Here is a 19,609-nt window from a genome sequence, read left to right as displayed (position 1 = left end):
CTCAGTTGACGGCCCTGGGTTGACGACCGGGCCGCTGACCGCAGTCAGCTGACGGCACCGGCCCGGCGGCAGCGGACTGACGCCCGGGCCCGACGCACTCGCCCAACGGGACGGGCCGACAAGGCCGACCCGAACACGCACTGGACTGAGGGCCCCGGGCTCACGGCCCCGGGCTCACGCCCCTGGGCTGGGGGCTGTACCGGGCTCCCTACACCCGGTCCCGGACTGACGGCCCTGGGCCGAGGACCGCACCAGGCTCCCTACACCCGATCCCGGCCCCTACATTCCAGCCCCGGCCCCTATATCCAGTCCTCAGGCTCCGGCTCCGCATCCATCTCCGGCCAGTAATCCGCCCCGGGGTCAACATCCTTCGCCGCCCGTGCCGGTGCGGGTGCCGACGCCTGTGCCGACGCCTGCGCCGAGGCCTGCGCCTGCGCCGAACTCCGCGCTACAGCTGGCGCGGGCTCCGGCGCCGGAGCCGCCCCCGAGCCCCCGCTCGGCGCCTCGCCCAGCCCCGCCAGCACCCCGATCACGCCCTCCCCGTACGTCGCCAGTTTCTTCTCGCCGACCCCGCTGATCTCCCCCAACTGCCCCACCGACGTGGGCCAGATCGTCGTGATCTCCCTGAGCGTGGCGTCGTGGAAGATGACGTACGCCGGAACTCCCTGCTCACGAGCCTGTTCCGCGCGCCAGGCGCGCAGGGCCTCGAAGGCGGGCTGCAGCGACTCGGGCAACTCCACCGCCGCGGCCTTGGCCTTGCGCTCGCCCCGGCCCGAGGACGAGGACCCCGACCGCGAACTCGCCGGCTTCTTCGGCTCCTTGCGCAGCGGCACCTCCCGCTCGCGCCGCAGCACCGTGCCGCTCGCCTCGGTGAGTACCAGCGTGCCGTACTCCCCCTCGACCGCGAGCAGCCCCTGAGCCAGCAACTGCCGTACGACGCCCCGCCATTCACCCTCGGCCAGATCCTCGCCGATGCCGAACACGGACAGCTGGTCGTGGTCGAACTGGATCACCTTGGCCGACCGGCGCCCCAAGAGGATGTCCACGATCTGCAGGGCGCCGAACTTCTGGCCCCGCTCCCGCTGCAGCCGCACCACCGTCGACAGCACCTTCTGCGCGGCGACCGTGCCGTCCCAGGTCTCCGGCGGGGTGAGGCAGGTGTCGCAGTTGCCGCAGCCCGCCACGTCCGGGTCCTGCCCGAAGTAGGCGAGCAGTTGGCCGCGCCGGCACTGCGCGGTCTCGCACAGCGCGAGCATGGCCTCCAGGTGGGAGGCGGCCCGGCGGCGGAACGCCTCGTCGCCCTCGCTCGACTGGATCATCTTGCGCTGCTGTATGACGTCGTTCAGGCCGTACGCCATCCATGCCGTGGAGGGCATTCCGTCCCGCCCGGCACGACCCGTCTCCTGGTAGTAGCCCTCCACCGACTTCGGCAGGTCCAGGTGGGCGACGAACCGTACGTCCGGCTTGTCGATGCCCATGCCGAAAGCGATGGTCGCGACGACGATCAGACCGTCCTCGCGCAGGAACCGGGACTGGTGCGCCGCGCGGGTGCCCGAGTCCAGGCCCGCGTGGTACGGCACCGCCTCGATGCCGTTGCGCGACAGGAACTCGGCGGTCGTGTCGACGGACTTGCGGGACAGGCAGTACACGATGCCCGCGTCGCCCGCGTGCTCCTCGCGAAGGAAGCTCAGCAGCTGCTTCTTGGGGTCGGCCTTCGGCACGATCCGGTACTGGATGTTGGGCCGGTCGAAGCTCGCCACGAAGTGCCGGGCGCTCGGCATGTTGAGCCGCTGGGTGATCTCCTTGTGCGTCGCGTCCGTGGCCGTCGCCGTGAGCGCGATCCGCGGGACGTCCGGCCAGCGCTCGCCGAGCACCGAGAGGGACAGATAGTCCGGGCGGAAGTCGTGACCCCACGAGGACACACAGTGCGCCTCGTCGATCGCGAACACCGAGATCTTGCCGCGCGACAGCAGGTCCAGGGTGTTGTCGAGCCGCAGCCGCTCCGGCGCGAGATAGATCAGGTCCAGCTCGCCGGCCAGGAACTCCGCCTCGACCACGCGCCGCTCGTCGAAGTCCTGCGTCGAGTTCATGAACCCGGCGCGCACCCCGAGCGCCCGCAGCGCGTCCACCTGGTCCTGCATCAGCGCGATCAGCGGGGAGACGACCACTCCCGTACCGGATCTGACCAGGGACGGGATCTGGTAGCACAACGACTTGCCGCCGCCGGTCGGCATGAGGACGACGGCGTCGCCGCCCGCCACCACATGCTCGATGACCTCTTCCTGCTCGCCCCGGAAGCTGTCGTACCCGAAGACGCGGTGGAGCGTGGCCAGCGCCTCGCTCTCGCCCTGTGCCGCCGGCGTCCGTACTTCGGTCGTCACAACCGTCCCGCCCATCCCGTGCATCGCTCGTCCCCCGTACGTCGTCCCTCGACCACTGCGTCCACGATAGGGCTCCGCGCTGACAGCGTCGGAGTTATCCACAGGCTGGCGGCGGTGACCGGGTGCGGTCAGTCGAATGGCTCCCGTCACATGGCGCGACCGGTACGGCCGGAACATGCTGCTCGGGCGGGACCGCGGAGGCCCGCCACGCCCCGAACGGACGGCGCGCCGTGCGTGCGGACGCCTCCAGAAGTCAAGGAGCCCCACCATGTCCTCTCGGCCCCTGCAGAGCGCCGTCACGACCGCCCTCGCGGTGGCGACGGCCGCTGCCTTCGCGCTGACCGCCGCCCCGGCCCACGCCGCGTCCGACCCCGACCCGTCCGTGTGGACCCAGCTGAGCAAGACGACCCAGGCCACCGCCAAGTACGGGTACGAGAAATTCGCCACGGCCGACGGATACGCCCGCACCGACACCTGTGTCGCCGACCCGACCGAGCGCGGCATGGGCTACCACTACGTCAACCCGGCGAACATCGACTCGGTCGATCCGCAGAAGCCGGCGGCCCTCGTGTACGCGGACGGGTTCACGAACGAGTACACGGGCACGTCCAGCGGCGGCGCGCGCAAGCTGGTCGCGGTGGAGTGGGTCGTGAAGGACACGGGGCAGGCCGCGCCGACACTGTTCGGGCAGACCTTCCAGAAGGGCCAGCTCCCCGGCTACTTCACCCTGCACGCCTGGCTCTACAAGCCCAACTCGGCGGGCCTGTTCGCGGCGTGGAACCCCGGGGTCGTCTGCCCGACGGTCTGACCGCGCATACGCGAAGGCCCCGGCTCGCTCGAAGCGAACCGGGGCCTTCGCACTGCGCTCAGCGGACGAAGACCCCCGCCTGGTTCGCCAGGTCGAGGAAGTACTGCGGGGCCACACCGAGGACGAGTGTGGCCGCCACGGCCACCCCGATCGTCGCCATGGTCAGCGGGGACGGGACCGCGACGGTGGGGCCGTCGGGCCTCGGCTCGCTGAAGAACATGAGCACGATCACGCGGATGTAGAAGAACGCCGCGATCGCCGACGAGAGCACACCGACCACGACCAGCGGGGCCGCGCCGCCGGCCGCCGCCGCCTTGAACACGGCGAACTTCCCGGCGAAGCCGGCCGTCAGCGGAATGCCCGCGAAGGACAGCAGGAACACCGCGAACACCGCCGCGACCAACGGCGACCTCCGCCCGAGCCCCGCCCACTTGGACAGGTGCGTCGCCTCGCCGCCGGCGTCCCGGACGAGCGTGACGACCGCGAAGGCGCCGATCGTCACGAACGAGTAGGCGCCCAGGTAGAAGAGCACGGACGAGACGCCGTCACGGCTGGTCGCGATGACACCCGCGAGGATGAATCCCGCGTGGGCGATCGACGAGTACGCCAGCAGCCGCTTGATGTCGGTCTGGGTGATCGCGACGATCGCGCCGCCCAGCATCGTGATGATCGCCACGCCCCACATGACGGGCCGCCAGTCCCAGCGCAGGCCCGGCAGCACGACGTAGAGCAGGCGGAGCAGCGCTCCGAAGGCGGCCACCTTGGTCGCGGCGGCCATGAAGCCGGTGACCGGGGTCGGTGCGCCCTGGTAGACGTCGGGCGTCCACATGTGGAACGGGACCGCGCCCACCTTGAAGAGCAGGCCCATGACGATCATCGCGGCGCCGATGAGCAGCAGCGCGTCGTTGCCCATGGTGTCCGCGAGTGCCGGGTTGATGTTGGTGATCGAACCGTCGACGACCTGCGCGATCGTGGAGTACGACATCGAGCCCGCGTAGCCGTAGAGCAGCGCGATGCCGAACAGGGTGAACGCGGAGGCGAAGGCGCCGAGGAGGAAGTACTTGACCGCGGCCTCCTGCGACAGGAGCCGCTTGCGGCGGGCCAGGGCGCACAGCAGGTAGAGCGGGAGCGAGAAGACTTCCAGGGCCACGAACAGGGTCAACAGGTCGTTGGCCGACGGGAAGACCAGCATGCCGGCGACCGCGAAGAGCAGGAGCGGGAAGACCTCGGTGGTGGTGAACCCGGCCTTGACGGCTGCCTTCTCGCTGTCGCTGCCCGGCACGGACGCGGCCTGCGCGGCGAAGGAGTCGACCCGGTTGCCGTGCGCCTCCGGGTCGAGCCGCCGCTCCGCGAAGGTGAACAGGCCGACCAGTCCGGACAACAGGATCACGCCCTGGAGGAACAGGGACGGCCCGTCGACCGCGATCGCGCCCATCGCCGCGATGTGCGCCTTGGTGGTGCCGTACCCGTCGGCCGCCAGCAGCACCACTGCCACGAAGCCGAGGATCAAAGCCACGGCGGACACGAGCACCTGGGTGAGGTAACGGGCTCTGCGCGGGACGAACGCCTCGACCAGCACCCCGATGAGCGCGGCGCCGAGGATGACCAAGGTCGGCGACAATTGCCAGTACTCGATCTTCGGGGCGTTGATCTTCGAGATCGGGTCGGCCGCGGTGGCCGCGGTTGTCCACAGGCTGTGGACGGCTGTTGCGCTCACTTGGCCGCCTCCACCGAGGGCTTGGGATCCTTCTTGTGCACGTCGGACAAGGTCTGCTTGACCGACGGGTTCACGATGTCCGTGACGGGCTTCGGGTAGACGCCCAGGAAGATCAACAGCACGATCAGCGGGGCGACGACCAGGAGTTCACGCGGGCGCAGGTCCGGCATCGAGGCGACCTCGGGCTTCACCGGGCCCGTCATCGTCCTTTGGTAGAGGACGAGGGTGTAGAGCGCGGCGAGGACGATGCCGAAGGTGGCGATGATCCCGATCACCGGGTAGCGCGAGAACGTACCGACCAGGACCAGGAACTCACTCACGAAGGGCGCGAGTCCCGGCAGCGACAGCGTGGCCAGACCGCCGATCAGGAAGGTGCCCGCGAGCACCGGGGCGACTTTCTGCACCCCTCCGTAGTCGGCGATCAGACGCGAGCCGCGCCGCGAGATCAGGAACCCGGCGACCAACATCAACGCGGCCGTGGAAATGCCGTGGTTGACCATGTAGAGCGTCGCGCCGGACTGCCCCTGGCTGGTCATCGCGAAGATGCCCAGCACGATGAACCCGAAGTGCGAGATCGACGCGTACGCCACCAGCCGCTTGATGTCCCGCTGCCCGACCGCGAGCAGCGCGCCGTAGATGATGCTGATCACGGCGAGGACGAGGATCACGGGCGTCGCCCACTTGCTGGCGTTCGGGAACAGTTGGAGGCAGAAGCGGAGCATCGCGAAGGTGCCCACCTTGTCGACAACCGCCGTGATCAGTACGGCAACCGGCGCGGTGGCCTCGCCCATCGCGTTGGGCAGCCAGGTGTGCAGCGGCCACAGGGGCGCCTTCACCGCGAAGGCGAAGAAGAAGCCCAGGAACAGCCAGCGTTCGGTGTTGGTCGCCATGTGCAGCGAACCGTTGGCCCGCGCCTGCGCGATCTCCGCGAGCGAGAAGTTCCCGGCCACTACGTAGAGGCCGATCACGGCCGCCAGCATGATGAGCCCGCCGACCAGGTTGTAGAGCAGGAACTTGACCGCTGCGTACGACCGTTGGGTGGCCGCCGCCTCGTCGCCGTGCTCGTGGGCGCTGTCCCCGAAGCCGCCGATGAGGAAGTACATCGGGATCAGCATGGCTTCGAAGAAGATGTAGAAGAGGAAGACGTCGGTGGCCTCGAAGGAGATGATCACCATCGCCTCCACCGCAAGGATGAGAGCGAAGAAGCCCTGGGTGGGCCGCCAGCGCTTGTTGCCCGTCTCCAGGGGGTCGGCGTCGTGCCAGCCGGCCAGGATCACGAACGGGATCAGCAGGGCGGTGAGCGCGATGAGCGCGACCGCGATGCCGTCCACGCCCAGCTCGTAGCGGACCCCGAAGTCCGCGATCCAGGCGCGGGACTCGGTGAGTTGGTAGCGGTCGCCGCCCGGGTCGAAGCGCACCAGGACGGTGATGCCCAGCGCGAGCGTCGCCAGCGAGACGATCAGCGCCAGCCATTTCGCGGCGGTGCGCCGGGCGGCCGGGACGGCGGCCGTGGCGACCGCCCCGAGGGCCGGGAGCGCCGCCGTCGCTGTCAGGAGGGGAAAGGACATCGGTATCAGACCGCCCTCATCAGCAGGGTCGCGGCGACGAGGATGGCCGCACCGCCGAACATCGAGACCGCGTACGACCGCGCGTAGCCGTTCTGCAGCTTGCGCAGCCTTCCGGAGAGGCCGCCCATGGAGGCCGCCGTGCCGTTGACGACGCCGTCGACCAGGGTGTGGTCGACGTAGACCAGGGAGCGCGTGAGGTGCTCGCCGCCGCGCACCAGGACGACGTGGTTGAAGTCGTCCTGGAGGAGGTCGCGGCGGGCGGCCCGGGTGAGCAGCGACCCGCGCGGGGCGACGGCCGGAACCGGGCGGCGCCCGTACTGCGCCCAGGCGATCGCGACGCCGACGATCAGGACCACCATGGTGGCCAGGGTGACCGTCAGGGCGCTGACCGGGGAGTTGCCCTCCTTGTGGCCGGTGATGGGCTCCAGCCAGTGCAGGAAGCGGTTCCCGATCCCGAAGAAGGCGCCCGCGCCGACCGAGCCGATCGCCAGCACCATCATGGGGATGGTCATGGTCTTCGGGGACTCGTGCGGGTGCGGCTCGTTGCCGTTCTCGTCGGGCTGCCAGCGCTTCTCCCCGAAGAACGTCATCAGCATCACGCGCGTCATGTAGTACGCCGTGATGGCCGCGCCCAGCAGGGCCGAGCCGCCGAGGATCCAGCCCTGGGTGCCGCCCTTGGCGAAGGCCGCCTCGATGATCTTGTCCTTGGAGAAGAAGCCGGACAGGCCCGGGAAGCCGATGATGGCGAGGTAGCCGAGGCCGAAGGTGACGAACGTGATGGGCATGTACGAGCGGAGACCGCCGTACTTGCGCATGTCGACCTCCTCGTTCATGCCGTGCATGACCGAACCGGCGCCGAGGAACAGCCCGGCCTTGAAGAAGCCGTGCGTCACCAGGTGCATGATCGCGAAGACGTAGCCGATGGGGCCGAGACCCGCGGCGAGCACCATGTAGCCGATCTGCGACATCGTCGAGCCGGCCAGCGCCTTCTTGATGTCGTCCTTCGCGCAACCGACGATCGCACCGAACAGGAGCGTGACGGCACCGACGACGGTGACGACGAGTTGCGCGTTCGGAGCCGCGTTGAAGATCGCTCCGGAGCGGACGATCAGGTACACACCCGCGGTCACCATGGTCGCCGCGTGGATGAGGGCCGAGACCGGGGTCGGGCCCTCCATCGCGTCGCCGAGCCAGGACTGCAGCGGCACCTGGGCGGACTTGCCGCAGGCGGCGAGCAGCAGCATCAGGGCGATGCCCGTGAGCTTGCCCTCGGAGGCGTCACCGACGTGGCTGAGGACCGGCCCGAAGGCGAAGGTCCCGAACGTCGTGAACATCAGCATGATCGCGATCGACAGGCCCATGTCGCCGACCCGGTTGACCAGGAAGGCCTTCTTCGCGGCGGTCGCCGCGCTGGGCTTGTGCTGCCAGAAGCCGATCAGCAGGTAGGAGGCGAGACCGACGCCCTCCCAGCCGACGTACAGGAGCAGGTAGTTGTCGGCGAGGACGAGGATCAGCATCGCCGCGAGGAACAGGTTCAGATAGCCGAAGAAGCGGCGCCGGCGCTCGTCGTGCTCCATGTACCCGACCGAGTACAGGTGGATCAGCGAGCCGACACCGGTGATCAGCAGGACGAAGGTCATCGACAGCTGGTCGAGGCGGAAGGTGACGTCCGCCTGGAAGCTCTCGACGGGGACCCAGGTCCACAGGTGCTGCATGAGCGTCCGGTGCTCGGCGTTCTTCCCCAGCAGGTCGGTGAAGAGGACGACACCGATCACGAAGGAGGCGGACGACAGGGCCGTACCGATCCAGTGGCCGACGGCGTCGAGCCGCCGGCCGCCGCACAGCAGGACGACCGCTCCGAGCAGAGGCGCCGCTACCAGCAGCGCAATCAGGTTCTCCACGATTCAGCGACCCCTCAGAGCTTCATCAGGCTGGCGTCGTCGACCGAGGCCGAGTGGCGGGAACGGAACAGCGACACGATGATCGCGAGCCCGACCACGACCTCCGCGGCGGCGACGACCATCGTGAAGAAGGCGATGACCTGACCGTCGAGGTTGCCGTGCATCCGGGAGAAGGTGACGAACGCGAGGTTGCAGGCGTTGAGCATCAGCTCGATACACATGAAGACGACGATCGCGTTCCGCCTGATCAGCACGCCGGTGGCGCCGATCGTGAACAACAGGGCGGAGAGATAGAGGTAGTTGACGGGGTTCACTTCGACGCCTCCTCGGTCCGCTTGAGGTTCGCCGGCTCGATCTCGGTGCGCTCCAGGCGCTCCTCGGCGCGCTGCTCCAGGGCCCGCAGGTCGTTGAGCGCCTCGGGGGACACATCGCGGATCTGGCCGCGGTCACGGAGCGTCTTGCTGACCGTGAGCTCGGACGGGGTGCCGTCGGGCAGCAGGCCCTGGACGTCCACCGCGTTGTGCCGGGCGTAGACGCCGGGCGCGGGGAGCGGCGGGAGGTGCTTGCCCTCGCGGACACGCTGCTCGGACAGCTCGCGCTGGGTCTTGGGCCGCTCGGTGCGCTCGCGGTGCGTGAGCACCATGGCGCCGACGGCGGCCGTGATCAGCAGGGCGCCGGTGATCTCGAAAGCGAAGACGTACTTCGTGAAGATGAGGGCGGCCAGGCCCTCCACGTTGCCGTTCGCGTTGGCCGTGCTCAGGCCGTCGAACTGCGTGAGCGAGGCGTTGCCGATGCCCGCGAACAGCAGGATGCCGAAGCCGAGCCCGCAGAGAAGGGCCAGCCAGCGCTGGCCCTTGATGGTCTCCGTCAGGGAGTCGGCGGCCGTGACGCCGACCAGCATCACCACGAAGAGGAACAGCATCATGATCGCGCCGGTGTAGACGACGATCTGCACGATGCCCAGGAAGTAGGCGCCGTTGGCGAGGTAGAAGACCGCCAGAATAATCATGGTCCCGGCGAGGGAGAGGGCGCTGTGGACGGCCCTCTTCATGAGGACCGTGGACAGGGCGCCGATCACCGCGACGGTGCCGAGGACCCAGAACTGGAAGGCCTCGCCGGTGGAGGTGGAGTAGGCGGCGGCGAACTGCGCGCTCATGCTTCCACCCCCTCCTCTTCGGGCTTCTCGCCCTTGGAGACGGCCACTTGGGGCACCGTGCCGGGCGCGGCCTCCGTCACCAGGCCCCGGTAGTAGTCCTGCTCGTCCATCCCCGGGTAGATGGCGTGCGGGCTGTCGACCATGGTGTCCTCGAGGCCGGCCAGCAGCTGTTCCTTGGTGTAGATGAGGTTGGCGCGGCTGGTGTCGGCCAGCTCGAACTCGTTGGTCATCGTCAACGCGCGCGTGGGGCACGCCTCGATGCACAGGCCGCACAGGATGCAGCGGGCGTAGTTGATCTGGTAGACGCTGCCGTACCGCTCGCCCGGCGAGTAGCGCTCCTCGTCGGTGTTGTCGGCGCCCTCCACATAGATGGCGTCGGCGGGGCAGGCCCAGGCGCACAGCTCGCAGCCGACGCACTTCTCCAGGCCGTCCGGATGGCGGTTGAGCTGGTGCCGTCCGTGGAACCGGGGGGCTGTGGTCTTCTCCTGCTCCGGGTACTGCTCGGTCAGCCGCTTCTTGAACATGGCCTTGAAGGTCACGCCGAAGCCGGCCACGGGGTTCTGGAAGCCGGGCTTCTTCGGCCCGGTCTCCTTTGGCTCCTCAGCCATCGGACGCCTCCTTTCCATCCAGAGATCCGTCACTGCCAGTGTCCGACCCACCACTGACAATCAACTCCCGCTCGCGGCGCGAGGGGCGCCGAGGCACCGGCGGCAACTCCTGTCCCGGCAGCGGCGGTACGGGGAATCCGCCCGCCATCGCGTCGAACCCGGCGGGTTCCTCGGCGGACCGCTCGGTCTCGTTCGCCTTCTGGCGGAACATGTCCGCGATGAAGGACAGCAACAGCAGGACGAGCACACCGCCGCCGACGTAGAGGGCGATGTCGGCGAAGTCGTAGTTCTCGTTCTTCAGGGTCCGCACGGTCGCGACGAGCATCAGCCAGACCACGGAGACCGGGATGAGGACCTTCCAGCCGAGCTTCATCAACTGGTCGTAGCGCACGCGCGGGAGCGTGCCGCGCAGCCAGATGAAGAAGAACAGCAGCAGCTGGACCTTGACGACGAACCAGAGCATCGGCCACCAGCCGTGGTTCGCGCCCTCCCAGAAGGAGCTGATCGGCCACGGGGCCCGCCAGCCGCCCAGGAAGAGCGTGGTCGACACCGCGGAGACCGTCACCATGTTCACGTACTCGGCGAGCATGAAGAGCGCGAACTTGATGGACGAGTACTCGGTGTTGAAGCCGCCGACCAGGTCGCCCTCGGACTCCGGCATGTCGAAGGGGGCGCGGTTGGTCTCGCCGACCATCGTGATGATGTAGATGATGAAGGAGACCGGCAGCAGGACGATGTACCAGCGGTCGTGCTGTTGTTCAACGATCGTCGAGGTCGACATCGACCCGGAGTAGAGGAACACCGAGGCGAACGCGGCGCCCATCGCGATCTCGTAGGAGATCATCTGGGCGCAGGAGCGCAGGCCGCCGAGCAGCGGGTAGGTGGAGCCGGAACTCCAGCCCGCCAGCACGATGCCGTAGATGCCGACCGAGGCGACCGCGAGGATGAAGAGCATCGCGATCGGCAGGTCGGTGAGCTGCATCGTGGTGCGCCGGCCGAAGATCGACACCTCGTTGTCGGCGGGCCCGAAGGGGATCACCGCGATCGCCATGAAGGCCGGGATGGCCGCGACGATCGGCGCGAGGATGTAGACCACCTTGTCCGCGCGCTTGACGACGAGGTCTTCCTTGAGCATCAGCTTCACGCCGTCGGCGAGCGACTGGAGCATGCCCCAGGGGCCGTGCCGGTTGGGTCCGACGCGCAGCTGCATCCAGGCGACTACCTTGCGTTCCCAGACGATCGAGAACAGCACGGTGATCATCAGGAACGCGAAGCAGAACACCGCTTTGACGACGACCAGCCACCAGGGGTCTCGGCCGAACATCGAGAGGTCTTCCGCGGCGAGGTACGGGCTCATGCCGTAGGGACTCATGCCTCCACCTCCTTGGGGGCCTCGCCCGCGAGCGTGGCCGGGCCGATGCGGACGAGTGCGCCGGGCAGCGCCCCGGTGTCGGAGGCGACGCCCCCGCCGGTGGAGTTCAGCGGGAGCCAGACCACCCGGTCGGGCATCTCGGTGATCCGCAGCGGGAGTTCGACGGTTCCGCAGCCGCCGGTCACGGCGAGGGCGTCGCCGTCCTTGACGCCCGCCTCGGCGGCCGTGGCGGCCGACACGCGCGCGTGGGCGGCGTGCCGGGTCCCGGCGAGTGCTTCGTCGCCCTCCTGGAGCGCGCCCTGGTCGAGCAGCAGCCGGTGTCCGGCGAGCACGGCCTCCCCGGCGGCCGGCCGGGGCAGCACACCCGCGGTCTCCAGCGGATCGCCGGCCCGCGGCCCGTCCCAGGCACCCAGCCGGTCCAACTCCGCGCGCGTGGTGCGCAGATCGGGCAGACCCAGGTGTACGTCCATGGCGTCGGCCAGCATGTGCAGCACGCGCGCGTCGGTCGGGGCGAGGGTGCGGGTCATCTGGTCGGGCTTGAGCGCGGCGTCGAAGAAGCGGACCCGGCCCTCCCAGTTGAGGAAGGCGCCCGCCTTCTCGGCGACCGCCGCGACCGGGAGGACGACATCGGCGTGCTCGGTGACCTCACTGGGCCGCAGTTCGAGCGACACCAGGAAGCCCACTTCGTGAAGTGCCGCACGCGTGCGTGCCGGATCGGGCAGGTCGCCCGGCTCCACACCGGCGACGAGCAGCGCCCGGAGTTCACCACCGGCGGCGGCTTCGACGATCTGGCCGGCGTCCCGGCCGTAGCGGTGCGGGAGTTCGGCGACACCCCAGGCGACGGCGACCTCGTCCCGCGCGCGCGGGTCGGTGGCCGGACGCCCGCCCGGCAGCAGCGACGGCAGCGCGCCCGCCTCGATCGCACCACGTTCCCCGGCCCGGCGCGGAATCCACACCAGCCGGGAACCGGTCGCGAACGCGGCCCGTACGGCGGCGGTGAGGCCCCCGGCGACGGCGGCCAGCCGCTCGCCGACGACGATCACCGCGCCCTCGGCGCGCAGCGCCTCGGAGGCTGTGGCTCCGTCGTCCTCCAGACCGACCCCGCTGGCGAGCGCGTCCAGCCACTCGGTCTCGGTGCCGGGAGCGGCCGGCAGCAGGATGCCGCCCGCCTTCTCCAGGCCGCGCGTGGCGTGGGTGGCGAGCGCGAACACCCGCTGCCCGTGCGTGCGCGAGGCCTTGCGCAGCCGCAGGAAGACGCCGGGCGCCTCCTCCTCGGACTCGAACCCGACCAGCAGAACGGCGGGCGCCTTCTCCAGGGAGGTGTACGTGACGCCGTTGCCGTCGAGGTCCCGGCCGCGGCCTGCGACCCGGGCGGCCAGGAAGTCGGCCTCCTCGCTGCTGTGCACGCGCGCGCGGAAGTCGATGTCGTTCGTGTCGAGCGCCACGCGCGCGAACTTGCTGTACGCGTAGGCGTCCTCGATGGTGAGGCGGCCGCCGGTCAGGACACCGGTCCTGCTCCGCGCGGCCGACAGGCCCTGGGCGGCGGCCTCCAGGGCCTCCGGCCAGGACGCGGGCTCCAGGACCCCGTCCGCGTTGCGCACCAGGGGCGTCTGCAGCCGGTCGCGCTGCTGCGCGTACCGGAAGCCGAAGCGCCCCTTGTCGCAGATCCACTCCTCGTTGACCTCGGGGTCCACGGCGGCCAGGCGCCGCATGACCTTCCCGCGCCGGTGATCGGTGCGGGTCGCGCAGCCGCCGGAGCAGTGCTCGCACACGGAGGGCGTGGAGACCAGGTCGAAGGGGCGGGAGCGGAATCGGTACGCCGCCGAGGTGAGTGCGCCCACCGGGCAGATCTGGATGGTGTTCCCGGAGAAGTACGACTCGAAGGGGTCGCCCTCACCGGTGCCGATCTGCTGGAGCGCGCCCCGCTCGACCATTTCGATCATCGGGTCGCCCGCGATCTGGTTGGAGAAGCGGGTGCAGCGCGCGCACAGCACGCACCGCTCGCGGTCCAGGAGCACCTGGGTGGAGATCGGGACGGGCTTCTCGTAGGTCCGCTTCCTGCCTTCGAAGCGGGACTCGGCGTTGCCGTGGGACATCGCCTGGTTCTGCAGGGGGCACTCGCCGCCCTTGTCGCAGACCGGGCAGTCCAGCGGGTGGTTGATGAGGAGCAGCTCCATCACACCGTGCTGCGACTTCTCCGCGACCGGCGAGGTGAGCTGGGTCTTGACGACCATGCCGTCCGTGCACGTGATCGTGCAGGACGCCATCGGTTTGCGCTGGCCCTCGACCTCGACGATGCACTGGCGGCAGGCGCCGACGGGGTCGAGGAGGGGATGGTCGCAGAACCTGGGGATCTCGATGCCGAGTTGCTCGGCGGCGCGGATGACCAGGGTGCCCTTGGGCACACTGATCTCGGCGCCGTCGATTGTCAGCGAGACGAGATCCTCGGGCGGGACCGCCGCTTCGCCCCCTCCGGAGGGAGCGCTCGTGGTCACCGTCATGCGTTCACCTCCGTGCGGTCGGCCCAGGCCGTGGACTTGGCCGGGTCGAAGGGGCAGCCCCGGCCCGTGATGTGCTGCTCGTACTCCTCGCGGAAGTACTTGAGCGAGGAGAAGATCGGCGAGGCGGCGCCGTCGCCGAGGGCGCAGAAGGACTTGCCGTTGATGTTGTCGGCGATGTCGTTCAGCTTGTCGAGGTCGGACATGGCGCCCTTGCCGGCCTCGATGTCGCGCAGCAACTGCACGAGCCAGTACGTCCCTTCACGGCACGGTGTGCACTTGCCGCAGGACTCGTGGGCGTAGAACTCGGTCCAGCGGGTGACGGCACGCACGACGCAGGTCGTCTCGTCGAAACATTGCAGAGCTTTGGTGCCGAGCATGGAACCCGCGGCACCCACTCCTTCGTAATCAAGAGGGACGTCGAGGTGCTCGTCGGTGAACATCGGCGTGGAAGACCCGCCCGGCGTCCAGAACTTGAGGCGATGCCCGGCGCGGATGCCGCCGCTCATGTCGAGCAGCTGGCGGAGTGTGATGCCGAGCGGTGCCTCGTACTGACCGGGACTGGTGACATGGCCGCTGAGCGAGTAGAGCGTGAAGCCCGGAGACTTCTCGCTGCCCATCGACCTGAACCATTCCTTGCCTTTTTGCAGAATGGCGGGAACTGACGCGATCGACTCGACGTTATTCACCACAGTCGGGCACGCATAGAGGCCCGCGACCGCAGGGAAAGGGGGACGGAGCCGCGGTTGACCACGGCGGCCTTCGAGCGAGTCGAGCAGCGCGGTCTCCTCACCGCAGATGTACGCGCCCGCGCCCGCGTGCACGGTGAGCTGGAGGTCGAGCCCGCTGCCCAGGACGTTCTCGCCGAGGTAGCCCGCCGCGTAGGCCTCACGCACGGCCTCGTGCAACCGCCGCAATACGGGGACGACTTCACCACGCAGATAGATGAAGGCATGCGACGACCTGATGGCATAACACGCGATGACAATGCCCTCGATGAGGCTGTGCGGGTTCGCGAAGAGGAGCGGGATGTCCTTACAGGTACCCGGCTCCGACTCGTCGGCGTTGACAACTAGATAGTGCGGTTTTCCATCCCCTTGGGGAATGAATTGCCATTTCATTCCGGTGGGGAAGCCGGCGCCACCGCGACCGCGCAGACCGGAGTCCTTCACATACGCGATGAGGTCGTCCGGCGACATGGCGAGCGCCTTGCGGAGCCCCTCGTATCCCTCGTGCCTTCGGTAGACGTCGAGAGTCCAGGACTCGTCCTCGTCCCAGAAGGCCGACAGCACGGGTGCGAGCAGCTTCTCGGGACTGTGGTCTTTCAGTTCGGGTGCCAAGGTCATCACTCCCCCTCCTCGGCGACAGGCCCCGCCGGGTGGGCGGGGTCGGAGGCCGACGTGTCCTGCGGCGCATCGTGCGAACTGAGGTGCTCGGCCGTCGGCGACTGGTCCTGCGGAGCACCGGAGCCCCGCGGATGGACCACGCGCGCGGGTGCGGTCTCTCCCCTGGCCAGGCGGAGGCCCACCAGCGACGCGGGTCCCGCACCGCCGCTCGCCTCGACGGCCCCGGGCCGCTCGTCGGGGAAGCCGGCGAGGATCCGCGCGGTCTCCTTGAAGGTGCACATCGGCGCCCCGCGCGTGGGCTCGACCGAGGCGCCCGCCCGCAGGTCGTCGACGAGGCGACGGGCACTGGCCGGGGTCTGGTTGTCGAAGAACTCCCAGTTGACCATCACCACCGGCGCGAAGTCGCAGGCCGCGTTGCACTCGATGTGCTCCAGGGTGACCTTGCCGTCGTCGGTGGTCTCACCGTTGCCGACGCCCAAGTGCTCCTGGAGCGACTCGAAGATCGCGTCGCCGCCCATCACCGCGCACAGGGTGTTGGTGCAGACCCCGACCTGGTAGTCACCGCTCGGCCGGCGCCGGTACATGGAGTAGAAGGTCGCCACGGCGGCGACCTCGGCCGTCGTCAGGCCCAGCAGGTTCGCGCAGAACTGCTGCCCTGTGCGCGTGACATGCCCCTCCTCCGCCTGCACGAGATGCAGCAACGGCAGGAGGGCCGAGCGGGAGTCCGGGTAGCGGGCGATGATCTCCCGCCCGTCGGCCTCCAGCCGGGCCCGGACGTCGTCCGGGTAGGCGGGCGCGGGCAGTTGGGGCATGCCCAGACTGACGCCCTGCTCCGAAGAACTGGTGGTCACCGGTCGACGCCTCCCATCACGGGGTCGATGGACGCGACGGCGACGATGACGTCGGCGACCTGGCCGCCCTCGCACATCGCCGCCATGGCCTGAAGGTTGGTGAAGGACGGGTCCCTGAAGTGGACCCGGTAGGGGCGGGTGCCTCCGTCGGACACGGCGTGCACCCCGAGTTCGCCCTTGGGCGACTCGACCGCCGCGTACGCCTGTCCCGGCGGCACGCGGAAGCCTTCGGTCACCAGCTTGAAGTGGTGGATCAGGGCCTCCATGGAGGTGCCCATGATCTGCTTGATGTGGTCGAGCGAGTTGCCCAACCCGTCCGGCCCGAGCGCGAGTTGGGCGGGCCAGGCGATCTTCTTGTCCGCGACCATGACCGGGCCGGGCTGCAGCCGGTCCAGGCACTGCTCGACGATCCTGAGCGACTGGCGCATCTCCTCCAGGCGGATGAGGAAGCGGCCGTAGGAGTCGCAGGTGTCGGCGGTCGGGATGTCGAAGTCGTACGTCTCGTAGTCGCAGTACGGCTGCGCCTTGCGCAGGTCGTGCGGGAGCCCCGTGGAGCGAAGGATAGGCCCCGTGGCACCGAGGGCCATGCAGCCGGCCAGGTCGAGGTAACCGACGTCCTGCATACGGGCCTTGAAGATGGGGTTCCCGGTGGCGAGCTTGTCGTACTCGGGGAGGTTCTTCTTCATCTTCTTCACGAACTCGCGGATCTGGTCCACCGCGCCGGGCGGCAGGTCCTGGGCGAGTCCGCCGGGGCGGATGTACGCGTGGTTCATCCGCAGGCCCGTGATGAGCTCGTAGATGTCGAGAATCATTTCACGATCGCGGAATCCGTAGATCATGATCGTGGTGGCGCCGAGTTCCATACCGCCGGTGGCGATGCACACCAGGTGGGAGGACATCCGGTTCAGCTCCATCAGGAGCACCCGGATGATCTTCGTCCGCTCGGTGATCTGCTCCTCGACGCCGAGGAGTTTCTCGACGGCGAGACAGTAGGCGGTCTCGTTGAAGAAGGACGTCAGATAGTCCATGCGCGTCACGAACGTGGTGCCCTGGGTCCACGTGCGGTACTCGAGGTTCTTCTCGATACCGGTGTGGAGGTAGCCGATGCCGCAGCGGGCCTCGGTGACCGTCTCGCCGTCGATCTCCAGGATCAGACGGAGCACACCGTGCGTGGAGGGGTGCTGGGGCCCCATGTTGACGACGATGCGCTCGTCGTCGGCCCGGGCCGCGGACTGGACGACCTCGTCCCAGTCGCCACCGGTGACCGTATATACGGTGCCCTCGGTGGTTTCCCGAGCGGATGCTGACTGCGTGCTCACGAGTACGACCTCCGCTGGTCCGGAGCCGGGATCTGGGCGCCCTTGTACTCGACGGCGATGCCGCCGAGGGGGTAGTCCTTGCGCTGCGGGTGGCCCGGCCAGTCGTCCGGCATCATGATCCGCGTCAGGGCCGGGTGACCGTCGAAGACGATGCCGAAGAAGTCGTACGTCTCGCGCTCGTGCCAGTCGTTGGTCGGATAGACCGAGACCAGGGACGGGATGTGCGGATCGCTGTCCGGGGCGCTGACTTCGAGGCGGATCAGCCGGTTGTGGGTGATCGAGCGCAGGTGGTAGACGGCGTGCAGCTCGCGGCCCTTGTCGTGCAGGTAGTGGACCGCGCTGACGCCGGTGCAGAGTTCGAAGCGCAGGGCCGGGTCGTCGCGCAGGGTCTGGGCGACGCGCAGCAGGTGCTCGCGCTCGATGTGGAAGGTGAGTTCGTCGCGGTCGACGATCGTCTTCTCGATCGCGTTGCCGGGCAGCAGGCCCTGTTCCTCCAGGGCGCCCTCCAACTCGTCGGCGACCTCGTCGAACCATCCGCCGTAGGGCCGGCTCGCCGCTCCCGGCAGGCGGACCGAGCGGACCAGGCCCCCGTAACCGGACGTGTCACCACCGTTGTTGGCGCCGAACATGCCGCGCTGGACGCGGATCTCCTCACCGCCCTCGCCGCGCTGGCCGGGAAGGTTGGAGGCGCTCAGGTCCTTCTCCGGGTTGGCTCCGTTGGTGCCGTTCGCGTCGCTCACCGCAGCAGGCCCTTCATCTCGATGGTGGGCAGTGCCTTGAGCGCCGCCTCCTCCGCCTCGCGGGCCGCCTCCTCGGCGTTCACACCGAGCTTGGAGGTCTGGATCTTGTGGTGGAGCTTGAGGATCGCGTCGATCAGCATCTCGGGCCGTGGCGGGCAGCCCGGGAGGTAGATGTCGACCGGGACGATGTGGTCGACGCCCTGCACGATCGCGTAGTTGTTGAACATGCCGCCCGACGACGCGCAAACGCCCATGGAGATAACCCACTTGGGGTTCGGCATCTGGTCATAGACCTGCCGCAGCACCGGCGCCATCTTCTGGCTGACCCGGCCCGCGACGATCATCAGGTCCGCCTGGCGGGGAGATCCGCGGAAGACCTCCATGCCGAAGCGCGCCAGGTCGTACCGTCCGGCGCCGGTCGTCATCATCTCGATGGCGCAGCAGGCGAGGCCGAACGTGGCCGGGAAGACGGACGCCTTGCGCACCCAGCCCGCGGCCTGCTCGACGGTGGTCAGCAGGAATCCGCTCGGCAGCTTTTCTTCGAGTCCCATGTTCTAAGGCCCCTCAGTCCCATTCCAGGCCGCCGCGCCGCCATACGTACGCGTACGCGACGAAGACGGTGAGCACGAAGAGCAGCATCTCCACGAGCCCGAAAACACCCAGGGCGTCGAAGGTGACGGCCCAGGGGTAGAGGAAGACGATCTCGATATCGAAGACGATGAAGAGCATCGCCGTCAGGTAGTACTTGATGGGGAAGCGCCCGCCGCCGGCCGGCGTGGGGGTCGGCTCGATGCCGCACTCGTACGCTTCGAGCTTGGCCCGGTTGTACCGCTTCGGACCGATCAGCGTGGCCATGACCACGGAGAAGATCGCAAAGCCTGCCCCGAGGGCTCCCAGTACGAGGATGGGCGCATACGCGTTCACCGCTCCTCGCTCCTCTCAGTCGGCACTGACTGCTGGCGATGGCATCGGGTCCGCTTCCGCCTCACGCGCCGCTCAAACCCCGTTCGTCCCAACGAAGATCGCGAACATGTGAAGCAGGTCACAAGCCCAACTGCCTCGCATCTTATGCCCGGCGCTCTGTGATCTGCGACACGGGGTATTACACAAGCTTTGTGATCTCCACCACCTGGCGATGGATCATCACGTCGGACGATCGGCGATCTTCACACGTGAAGCGTCCGACTGATCACCAGAGGTGACATTTCCGCTCGTCACCGCAGGCCGAGGGCGGCATCTCAATATCAAGAGGCTTCCCTTGCATGCAAATTGGAGTTGGACGCGGCGGCTTGGTAGTGGAAGCCCGTTCACACATCAGAGGGAGGCGTGCGGCACGGTGTGGAC

General features: G+C 68.7%; 16 protein-coding genes. 1 reads left to right on the top strand and 15 read right to left on the bottom strand.

Annotation, left to right across the window (positions count from 1 at the left end):
- Nucleotides 1–299: 299 nt before the first annotated feature.
- Nucleotides 300–2,396: a DNA helicase RecQ gene (gene recQ, locus ACFWP5_RS19625; RefSeq protein WP_384157654.1), complete on the bottom strand. Its 2,097-nt coding sequence runs from the start codon at nt 2,394–2,396 to the stop codon at nt 300–302.
- A gap of 253 nt (nt 2,397–2,649) precedes the next feature.
- On the opposite strand from recQ, the gene ACFWP5_RS19620 reads away from it, so the two are divergent.
- A complete protein-coding gene (locus ACFWP5_RS19620) occupies nt 2,650–3,189 on the top strand; it encodes a hypothetical protein (protein ID WP_384157651.1) in 540 nt (179 codons plus the stop codon).
- A gap of 58 nt (nt 3,190–3,247) precedes the next feature.
- Here the strand turns inward: ACFWP5_RS19620 and nuoN are convergent, their stop codons facing one another.
- The 14 genes from nuoN to ACFWP5_RS19550 are packed head-to-tail and all read right to left on the bottom strand — an operon-like array spanning nt 3,248 to nt 19,189.
- Nucleotides 3,248–4,906 carry an NADH-quinone oxidoreductase subunit NuoN gene (gene nuoN, locus ACFWP5_RS19615; RefSeq protein WP_384157648.1) on the bottom strand — a complete coding sequence of 553 codons (1,659 nt, stop codon included), beginning with the start codon at nt 4,904–4,906 and terminating at the stop codon, nt 3,248–3,250.
- Entirely contained in the window at nt 4,903–6,474 is a 1,572-nt protein-coding gene (locus ACFWP5_RS19610; RefSeq protein ID WP_384157645.1) for an NADH-quinone oxidoreductase subunit M, read from the bottom strand. The genes nuoN and ACFWP5_RS19610 overlap by 4 nt, the downstream gene beginning before the upstream one ends.
- Before the next feature lie 5 nt (nt 6,475–6,479).
- Nucleotides 6,480–8,375 carry an NADH-quinone oxidoreductase subunit L gene (gene nuoL, locus ACFWP5_RS19605; RefSeq protein ID WP_384157642.1) on the bottom strand — a complete coding sequence of 632 codons (1,896 nt, stop codon included), beginning with the start codon at nt 8,373–8,375 and terminating at the stop codon, nt 6,480–6,482.
- 14 nt (nt 8,376–8,389) lie between these two features.
- Nucleotides 8,390–8,689 carry an NADH-quinone oxidoreductase subunit NuoK gene (gene nuoK / locus ACFWP5_RS19600; RefSeq protein ID WP_016437642.1) on the bottom strand — a complete coding sequence of 100 codons (300 nt, stop codon included), beginning with the start codon at nt 8,687–8,689 and terminating at the stop codon, nt 8,390–8,392.
- Nucleotides 8,686–9,531, bottom strand: a complete 846-nt coding sequence (locus ACFWP5_RS19595) for an NADH-quinone oxidoreductase subunit J (protein WP_384157639.1) — start codon at nt 9,529–9,531, stop codon at nt 8,686–8,688. The genes nuoK and ACFWP5_RS19595 overlap by 4 nt, the downstream gene beginning before the upstream one ends.
- Complete coding sequence (nuoI, locus tag ACFWP5_RS19590) at nt 9,528–10,139, bottom strand: NADH-quinone oxidoreductase subunit NuoI (protein WP_384157636.1); 612 nt, start codon at nt 10,137–10,139, stop codon at nt 9,528–9,530. The genes ACFWP5_RS19595 and nuoI overlap by 4 nt, the downstream gene beginning before the upstream one ends.
- Entirely contained in the window at nt 10,132–11,496 is a 1,365-nt protein-coding gene (gene nuoH / locus ACFWP5_RS19585; RefSeq protein ID WP_384157735.1) for an NADH-quinone oxidoreductase subunit NuoH, read from the bottom strand. The genes nuoI and nuoH overlap by 8 nt, the downstream gene beginning before the upstream one ends.
- Nucleotides 11,497–11,507: 11 nt before the next feature.
- Complete coding sequence (locus tag ACFWP5_RS19580; RefSeq protein WP_384157633.1) at nt 11,508–14,012, bottom strand: NADH-quinone oxidoreductase subunit G; 2,505 nt, start codon at nt 14,010–14,012, stop codon at nt 11,508–11,510.
- Nucleotides 14,009–15,355, bottom strand: a complete 1,347-nt coding sequence (gene nuoF, locus ACFWP5_RS19575; RefSeq protein ID WP_384157630.1) for an NADH-quinone oxidoreductase subunit NuoF — start codon at nt 15,353–15,355, stop codon at nt 14,009–14,011. Before nuoF ends, ACFWP5_RS19580 begins: the two co-directional genes overlap by 4 nt.
- Nucleotides 15,355–16,206 carry an NADH-quinone oxidoreductase subunit NuoE gene (nuoE, locus tag ACFWP5_RS19570; protein WP_384157627.1) on the bottom strand — a complete coding sequence of 284 codons (852 nt, stop codon included), beginning with the start codon at nt 16,204–16,206 and terminating at the stop codon, nt 15,355–15,357. The genes nuoF and nuoE overlap by 1 nt, the downstream gene beginning before the upstream one ends.
- On the bottom strand, nt 16,203–17,525 hold the full coding sequence (locus ACFWP5_RS19565; RefSeq protein WP_384157624.1) for an NADH-quinone oxidoreductase subunit D: 1,323 nt from the start codon (nt 17,523–17,525) through the stop codon (nt 16,203–16,205). Before ACFWP5_RS19565 ends, nuoE begins: the two co-directional genes overlap by 4 nt.
- Entirely contained in the window at nt 17,522–18,265 is a 744-nt protein-coding gene (locus ACFWP5_RS19560; RefSeq protein WP_384157621.1) for an NADH-quinone oxidoreductase subunit C, read from the bottom strand. Before ACFWP5_RS19560 ends, ACFWP5_RS19565 begins: the two co-directional genes overlap by 4 nt.
- Nucleotides 18,262–18,816, bottom strand: a complete 555-nt coding sequence (locus tag ACFWP5_RS19555) for an NADH-quinone oxidoreductase subunit B family protein (RefSeq protein ID WP_033282502.1) — start codon at nt 18,814–18,816, stop codon at nt 18,262–18,264. The genes ACFWP5_RS19560 and ACFWP5_RS19555 overlap by 4 nt, the downstream gene beginning before the upstream one ends.
- 13 nt (nt 18,817–18,829) lie before the next feature.
- The gene (locus tag ACFWP5_RS19550) at nt 18,830–19,189 is read right to left on the bottom strand and encodes an NADH-quinone oxidoreductase subunit A (protein WP_007383963.1); all 360 of its coding nucleotides are present in this window, start codon (nt 19,187–19,189) and stop codon (nt 18,830–18,832) included.
- Nucleotides 19,190–19,609: the final 420 nt, after the last annotated feature.

The sequence above is a fragment of the Streptomyces sp. NPDC058469 genome (assembly GCF_042721125.1).
In the GTDB taxonomy this organism is placed as follows: domain Bacteria; phylum Actinomycetota; class Actinomycetes; order Streptomycetales; family Streptomycetaceae; genus Streptomyces.
This window is presented reverse-complemented; position numbering and strand designations above follow the sequence as displayed.